Raw genomic sequence first — 6,282 nt, forward strand, 5'->3', positions numbered from 1 at the left:
GGCGTTCGCGATGGCCGTGTCGCGGGCGATGAGTCCCGCATCCGCCGGCTCGAAGACAGCGTCAAGTCGAGTGCGCCGAGCAGGTCTCCCCTTCGGCGTCAGCACGTTGCATGGCATCGCTCCCCGCCCGCTGGATCCGGCTCCACTGTAGGGCGCCGGCTCCCCGGTCAGGGGTGGGTCCGTCCCTGGTCGAACGCACCCGTGTGGTTCATGATCGACATCGCCAGGGTGGCCGTCGCAATGGCGTGGTGGAGGTTCATCCATCGAAAGGGCTGGACGTGGTGGAAACGTCCATGATGCGGCCGGGGTGCCGGCTGGTTGTCTGTGGGCATGCGAGTCATCGTGCCCGCCGCTGACGGGCGGGCGGTAAAGGTCCGTGCCGGTCAGCGCGTACGCGTCACCGACCTCGAAGGAGGTCAGGTGGGTGACCTGTTCGCGTTCGCCGCCGATGACATGACCGAGCAGCTCAGCGCGTCTCACACGCGGGCCGCCACCAGCCGCCTGTTCCCGGCGGTGGGCGAGCAGTTCGTGACCGATCGGCGCAGGCCGATGCTCACCCTGGTGGGCGACACCTCGCCGGGCTGGCACGACATGCTCATCGCGGCCTGCGACCCGGCGCGCTACCGGGCCCTGGGCGTGCCCGGATTCCATGCCTCGTGCGCGGACAACCTGCGCCGGAGCCTGGACTCGCTGGGCCTGGAGTGTCCGCGCACTCCGCAGCCGGTCAACCTGTTCATGAGGATCCCGGTGTCGGGCGATGGCCGGCTGAGCTGGTTGAGCGCGGTCAGCCGCCCGGGTGACGCGATCACGTTCGAGGCGGCCGTGGATTGCGTCTTCGTCGTCTCGGCCTGCCCTCAGGACCTGGTGGAGATCAACGGCCACGGGCCGACGCCGTTGGCGATCGATCTCCTCAGCGGCCACGAACACCAGCCAAGGAGCGAGTGAAATGAACGATGTCCAGCACCCTGCCCTGCGTCCCGAGGCCATCGGCGAGCTGAGCCTCGCCAACCGGCTGGCGGTCTCGCCCATGACCAGGGTGTCGGCCGCCTCCGATGGCACGCCGGCGGAGGAGATGGCCGACTACTACGCGGCTTTCGCCCGCGGCGGGTTCGCCCTCATCGTGACCGAGGGGACCTACACCGACAGCCGGCACAGTCAGGGATACCTCAACCAGCCCGGCATGGTCAGCGACGGCCACGAGGCCGGCTGGCGGGAGATCGCGGGCAAGGTGCGCGCCGCCGGCGCGGCCTTCGTGCTCCAGCTGATGCACGCGGGCGCGCTGTCGCAGGGCAACCGCTACCGTGACGACACGGTGGCGCCGTCGGCGGTGCCGCCACGTGGCGAGAAGATGCCCGAATACGGCGGTCGCGGGCCCTGGTCCACGCCCCGCGCGATGCGCCAGGACGACATCGATCTGGCGGTGCGGGGCTTCGTGGCCTCGGCCGTCCGCGCGGAGCGGGCCGGCTTCGACGGAGTCGAGGTGCACGGCGCCAACGGATACCTGATCGACCAGTTCCTGACCGGCTACACCAACACCCGTGACGACCGATACGGTGGCACGGTCTCCCGCCGGGTACGACTGGCAGCAGAGATCGTCTCCGCCATCCGGGCGGAAGTCGGCCCGCGCTTCTGTGTGGGAATCCGGTTGTCCCAGGGCAAGGTCAACGATCACAGCCACCGGTGGGCGGGCGGAGCCAGGGACGCGGAGATCATCTTCGTGGCGCTCGCCGAGGCGGGCGCGAGCTACCTGCACATCGCCAGCGAAGGACGCGACTGGGTGGAGACCGCGACCCTGGACGGGGGAATGACGATCACGGGCCTGGCCAGGAAGGTGACCGGGCTGCCGGTGCTGGCGAACGGCGGCATGCACGACGCCGACCAGGCGGCCACGGTGCTGGCGGACGGCCACGCCGACGTGCTGGCCCTGGGCCGGGGCGCGCTCGCCAACCCGGACTTCCCGCGGCGCCTGGCCCTGGGCCTGCCCATGGCGGACTTCGACCACCGCATGCTCCAGCCGATGGCGACGCTGAGCAACGCCCGGCTGTGGCGGGCGGCCGGGGTGACGGCTTGAGCGCGTCCTCGGGCGGGGCTCACGACGGGCCTCGCGGCAGCGCGAGAGGCGGCTGGCGTGACGGATCCGCCGCGGTCGTCACGCTGACCTTCGACGTGGACGCCGAGACGTCCGTGCTGGCGCAGGGCCGCCGCTACGCCGGCCACGCGAGCACGATGTCCCATCAGGCGTACGGGCCCGAGGTCGGCCTGCCGCGCATCCTGGATCTCCTCGACGAACAGTCCGTGCCGGCCACGTTCTTCGTGCCCGGGTGGGTGGCCGAGCACCGCCCGTGGCTGGCGCCGTCGATCGCCGGGCGGGGCCATGAGGTGGCGCACCACTCCTACAGCCATCGCCCTCCCACGTCGATGACGGCCGAGGAGGAGCGCGCCGACTTCGCGCGGGCGCTGGCCGTCTTCGACCGCCAGGGCATCGAGATCCGAGGGCATCGAGCCGCCCTGTGGGAGGCGTCCTGGCAGACCGGGGACCTGGTCGCGGAGCACGGGCTTCGCTACGACTCCTCCCTCATGGGGGACGACATGCCGTACAAGGTGGAGACGCCGGCGGGCGAGATCGTCGAGTTGCCCGTCCACTGGTCGCTCGACGACTGGGAGCAGTACGCGTTCCTGCCCGCTCCGCACGTCGGCTCGGTCATCGAGTCCCCGGCGAAGGTGCTGGAACTGTGGCAGGCCGAGCTGGACGGGATGCGCCACTATGGCGGCCTGTTCAACCTGTGCGTGCATCCGTTCCTGTCGGGGCGGCCGGGGCGGGCCCTGGCGCTGCGACGGTTCCTGGAGTACGCGCGGAACTGCGCCGACGTGTCGTTCGCCCGCTGCCGCGACGTCGCCGAGTCGGCCGCCACGGACGCCGGGCTGGCCGTTCGCCGCCCCCGGCCGCCCGAGGTCTCCCCGGACGTCTACCCGGACTGAGCTCAGTCCATCGTGTCGATGGCCAGTGCCAGGAACAGGTCGACCCGGTCCTCGGTGCGTCCCACGTCCCTGCCGGTGAGCTCGGTGATCCTGGCCAGGCGGTTGCGCAGGGTATTGACGTGGACATGCAGTGCCGTGGCCGTCGTCGCCCACTGCCCGTCGTGATCGAGGAACGTCCGCAGCGTCAGCTCCAGGTCGCCGCCCCGCCGCGCGTCGTGATCCTTCAGCGGCCCGAGGAGCCCGGCGGAGAACCGGCGAGACGTCTCCGCGTCGAGCAGCCCGAGGAGCAGCCGGTGCGTGCCCAGCTCCGAGAAGGCCCGCACGCGGGGTCCGGTGCGGCTGCGCAGGAGCACGCGGCAGGCCTCCCTGGACTGCAGGAGCGCGGGCCGCAGCTCGGCCGCGTGCGAGGCGATGCCGCCCAGGCCCGAGACCGGGCGCAGGCCGGGGAAGCGCTGTTCGACGCCACGCACCAGACGCTGCGCGAACGGCGGCAGCCCGTGTTCTGGATGGCGCCACGGCAGTACGGCGACGACGTCCTGCGTGCCCCCGGCGACCACCACCGGCACCCCTTCGGCAGCGAAGAACTCGCCGATCGCCTCGGCGAGCCCGTGCATCGTCGCGGTCTCGTGCTGCGCGAACGCCATGGCGCACACGGCCAGCGGGCCGCCCGGGTCCACGCCGAAGGCGCGCAGCCTGCCGGGCACCTCGGCAGCCCGGCTGCCTCCTGACAGGATCATCTCCAGGAGCTCGCTGGCGAAGCGCATCTCGATCGCCTGGACGGCCTGCTGCTTGGCGACCTCCAGGCTCAGGAACCTGGCCGCCTGCTCAAGCCCTTCCCGCTCGGCCGACGTGAGGCGGCGCAGGGGGCGCAGGCAGATGAGGGCGGCGTCGATGTCGCCGACGGCGCCCACAGGGAAGAGCGCCGCACTCTCCGCGTCCCCCAGATCCACCTCCAGTGCCGGTGGATGCCTGGCCAGCCCCGTGGCGACGGCGTGCAGCTGATCCGCGTCGAGGTCGGCGCCGACCGCACCGAGCGAACGGGCCATCCTGTCGACCACCGCGAGGGGCAGATCGTAGTCACGCCGCAGAACGTCGAGCACCCCGCAGGCGCCGGCTCCCCGGGAGATGGCCGTGGCCAGCGCGTCGCCCCGGCGTACCATGCCGACCAGCGCCTGCTTCCGCTCGTCGGCCAGCATGTCGGCGACAGCCTGGGAGACCGCCGTGAACGGCACCTCGATGGAGATCTCCAGCAGCGGCAGTTCCTCTTCCCGGCAGGCCTCGACCAGGTCCGGGGGCGTGGCGGGCAGCTCGGCACGCAGCCCGAAGACGATGCCGCTGCCCTTGGCGCCCTTGACGCTCCTGACGAACTGCGCGGAAGACACCTGGCCGAGCCACAAACCGTTCGTCAGGACGAGCTCCCGCTCGCGCACGTAGGGCGACGGGTCGGGCAGCTCGGTGTTGTGCACCCAGGAGACCGGCTCGTCCATCGCGCCCGGGGGGCCCGTGACCAGCACGGTGAGGTGGAGGGACGAACGATCCACCAAGGAACGAAGGGTGAACACGATGTGACTATATCCAGGGGAACAAGGCATTCATGGAGATCCCTCCATCTCCTGGGAGGGGGTCACCTCGCCATGGAGGCTCGCTCCCGGTTGTGCGGGCAACACGGGAACCGGCCACACCAGGACGACGAGATAAATGGAGGTCCACACGCGGCCCTTCATGCGGTCCACCCTAGCCAGCCACCTTTCCCGCTGACCCTGACGAATGTCACATGTCAGCCGATGGGGCGGCCGGTTCGGTGCCGTGAGCCGATGCGCATCTTCGGGCCAGGGCCGGCGCCGCCGTCACGCCGCCTCCGGAGCGAGTGCCTGGTGCCAGCGGGCGGTGTCGGTGTACTGGTGCAGCCAGGAGATCTGGCCGTCGGTGACCTGCCACAGATGGACGAACTCGGCATCATGGGCGCGGCCGGTGGCGCGGGCGATACCCCGGTAGTGCCCGGTGACGACGATGATCCCCTCGGTGGTCTCGTGCCAGGTCTCGTCGTAGGGCGCGGTGTCGTAGTCGGCGAAGACCGCGCCCCAGACGTGCGCAAGAGTCTCCTTCGGCCCGTGGAAAGCGCCCCCGGCGCCACACGGCATGCCCGGTGCGGTCTGGGCCCGGAAGTCCGGATGGAGCAGTGTCAAGATCGCGGCACCGTCGGCGACCTGGGCGGCGGCATAGAAGCGCTTGACGACAGCGGATGTTGTGGACATGCCATCCCCTTTTAGTTGATGTATTCTAGAATCAACCAACTAATACCAGGGGGCGCGTTTCATGGGAAGACCGGCCAAGTTCAGCCGGGATCAGGTCCTGGATGCGGCCTTGGCCATCGCGGCCGAGAGCGGACCGGGCGCCGCCACGATGGCGGCCATCGCCGCTCGACTCGGTGGTCCGACCGGCTCTCTCTACCACCGTTTCGGTTCACGGGATCTGTTGATCGCCACCTTGTGGCTGCGCACAGTCCGACGATTCCAGGACGGGTTCCTCTCTGCTCTGGCGACCGGCGCCGCCGAGGCCGCCGCGCTGCACGTCCCGCGCTGGTGCCGTGAGCATCCCGCCGAGGCGGCGCTGCTCCTCCTGCACCGTCGCGAGGACCTGGCCGCGCGATGGCCCGCCGAGCTCGGTCATGATCTGGACCAGTGCGACACCCGGGTGGCGGCGGCGCTGGACGATTTCGCCGCGCATTCCGGCATCAACCGCGACCGGCTGCTCTTCGCTGTGGTCGACGTCCCCTATGGCGCGGTCCGGCGCCACCTGGTGGGCCGGCGATCGCCGCCGTCGTCCGTGGACGAGCTGATCGTGTCCGCCTGCCGCGCCGTCCTCACCCAGGGCCATGGGACCGTGGCGGCGGACCCGCTTCACACGTAACGCCTGATCACCGGTGCTGCCGGTTCGGGGTTGACTCCCTGCACTGGGTGCCGACGCCGCGCGAGACTGGAGGAGAGCGGAGGAGGTGCGTGATGTCCAGACACGTCGTGGTCGGCGTGGACGGGTCCGTACCGGCGAGGGCGGCCGTGGAGTGGGCCGCCGCCGACGCCCAGCGCAGAGGGCTGGGTCTGCGGGTCGTGCACGTGTGCGAGCAAGGGCGTTATGGGGGTGAGGGGACGAAGCACTGTGCCGGGACGCTGGCCGCGGCGGCCGATCGGGCGCGAGACCTGACGCGCGACGTCGAGGTGACCACGGAACTGCTGCCCGGCAACGTGATCGACGCCTTGATCGGTGAGTCGGCGTCCGCGGACAGCGTGGTGCTGGGCAGCCGGG

General features: G+C 70.9%; 7 protein-coding genes. 5 read left to right on the plus strand and 2 right to left on the minus strand.

Annotated features, from left to right (window positions below):
- Positions 1-330: 330 nt before the first annotated feature.
- The 3 genes from E1294_RS37850 to E1294_RS37860 are packed head-to-tail and all read left to right on the plus strand — an operon-like array spanning position 331 to position 2,979.
- Positions 331-945 (plus strand): DUF1989 domain-containing protein, encoded by a 615-nt coding sequence (locus E1294_RS37850; RefSeq protein WP_132515788.1) that lies wholly within the window; start codon positions 331-333, stop codon positions 943-945.
- Position 946: 1 nt separating this feature from the next.
- Positions 947-2,071, plus strand: coding sequence for an oxidoreductase (locus E1294_RS37855; protein WP_132515789.1), 1,125 nt, complete (start codon positions 947-949; stop codon positions 2,069-2,071).
- Positions 2,068-2,979, plus strand: coding sequence for a polysaccharide deacetylase family protein (locus tag E1294_RS37860; RefSeq protein ID WP_132515790.1), 912 nt, complete (start codon positions 2,068-2,070; stop codon positions 2,977-2,979). Before E1294_RS37855 ends, E1294_RS37860 begins: the two co-directional genes overlap by 4 nt.
- Before the next feature lie 2 nt (positions 2,980-2,981).
- On the opposite strand, the gene E1294_RS37865 is transcribed toward E1294_RS37860, so the two are convergent.
- Together E1294_RS37865 and E1294_RS37870 are read right to left on the minus strand one after the other, a co-directional pair.
- Entirely contained in the window at positions 2,982-4,541 is a 1,560-nt protein-coding gene (locus tag E1294_RS37865) for a PucR family transcriptional regulator (RefSeq protein ID WP_132515791.1), read from the minus strand.
- Between the two features lie 285 nt (positions 4,542-4,826).
- Complete coding sequence (locus E1294_RS37870; protein ID WP_132515792.1) at positions 4,827-5,234, minus strand: nuclear transport factor 2 family protein; 408 nt, start codon at positions 5,232-5,234, stop codon at positions 4,827-4,829.
- Positions 5,235-5,295: 61 nt separating this feature from the next.
- Between E1294_RS37870 and E1294_RS37875 the strand changes: the two genes are divergently transcribed.
- A complete protein-coding gene (locus E1294_RS37875) occupies positions 5,296-5,889 on the plus strand; it encodes a TetR/AcrR family transcriptional regulator (RefSeq protein ID WP_132515793.1) in 594 nt (197 codons plus the stop codon).
- Between the two features lie 92 nt (positions 5,890-5,981).
- A partial coding sequence (locus E1294_RS37880) for a universal stress protein (protein WP_165977688.1) occupies positions 5,982-6,282 on the plus strand: 301 nt, incomplete at its 3' end.

Origin of the sequence: Nonomuraea diastatica (assembly GCF_004349015.1) — a bacterium.
Lineage (GTDB): Bacteria > Actinomycetota > Actinomycetes > Streptosporangiales > Streptosporangiaceae > Nonomuraea > Nonomuraea diastatica.

Bases quoted from the DNA above. Each gene is read 5' to 3' on its own strand.
- E1294_RS37850 (WP_132515788.1), top strand. From the start codon at position 331: ATGCGAGTCATCGTGCCCGCCGCTGACGGGCGGGCGGTAAAGGTCCGT.
- E1294_RS37855 (WP_132515789.1), top strand. From the start codon at position 947: ATGAACGATGTCCAGCACCCTGCCCTGCGTCCCGAGGCCATCGGCGAG.
- E1294_RS37870 (WP_132515792.1), bottom strand. From the start codon at position 5,234: ATGTCCACAACATCCGCTGTCGTCAAGCGCTTCTATGCCGCCGCCCAG.
- E1294_RS37875 (WP_132515793.1), top strand. From the start codon at position 5,296: ATGGGAAGACCGGCCAAGTTCAGCCGGGATCAGGTCCTGGATGCGGCC.